The organism is Acidovorax sp. KNOB132, assembly GCF_057541515.1.
Genome location: NZ_BAAJYT010000575.1, coordinates 1 through 1008 on the forward strand (window position 1 = coordinate 1; position 1008 = coordinate 1008).

At 73.0% G+C, this 1008-nt stretch carries 1 protein-coding gene; it reads left to right on the forward strand.

What is annotated here, in order from left to right:
- Window positions 1-1008: transglutaminase TgpA family protein (locus tag AC27IO_RS24755; protein ID WP_498741286.1), on the forward strand; the 1008-nt coding region annotated here is incomplete at both ends.

Below are 1008 nucleotides of genomic sequence, written 5' to 3' on the forward strand. Positions count from 1 at the left end.
CGCCCGCGCCCGCGCGGCTGCAGACCGAGGGCGAGCCCCTGCGCTACGCCGTCACGCTGGAGCCGCTGCGGCGCCCCTGGCTGCTCACCCTGGACGCGGCCCGCGACCGGCCCGAACTGCCCGAGGGCCTGTCGGCCTTCATGACGCAGGAGCTGCAATGGGTGGTCAACCGGCCGGTCAACGAGGTCATGCGCTACCGCGCCGAAAGCTACCCCCGCTTCACCCACGGCCCGGCGCAGCGCACCGGGCAGATGCGCTCCTACGTGGAGCTGCCCGACGGATTCGACCCGCGCACCCGCGCCCTGGCGCAGGAGATGCTGGCCGACCCGCGCCTGGCCGCGTCCGGGCCGCCCGCCCTGGTCGACGCCGCCCTCGCCCGGCTGCGCACCGGCGGCTACAACTACACGCTGGAGCCCGGCGTGTACGGCCAGCACACGGCCGACGCCTTCTGGTTCGACATCAAGGAAGGCTTTTGCGAACACATCGCCTCGGCCTTCGTCGTGCTGATGCGGGCGATGGACATTCCCGCGCGCATCGTCACCGGCTACCAGGGCGGCGAACGCAACGGGGTCGACGGCTACTGGACCGTGCGCCAGAGCGATGCACACGCCTGGGCCGAGGTCTGGCTCGAAGGCCGCGGCTGGGTGCGCGTGGACCCGACCGGCGCCGTCTCGCCCGGCCGCATCGGCGCCTTCCAGCGCCTGCAGGCCCCGCGCGGCGTGTTCGGCAACGCCATGGACACCATGATCAGCCCCGGCATGGTGCAGCAGATGCGCGCCGTGTGGGAGGCCGTCAACAACGGCTGGAACCAGTGGGTGCTCAACTACACCCAGGGCCGCCAGCTCGACATGCTGAAAGCCCTGGGCATCGAATCGCCCAGCTGGGAAGACCTGGCCCGGGCCCTGGGCGGGCTGGCCGCGCTGGCCGCGCTCGTGGGCGCCGGCTGGACGCTGTGGGAGCGCAGCCAGCACGACCCCTGGCTGCGCCTGCTGGCCCATGCCCGCGACA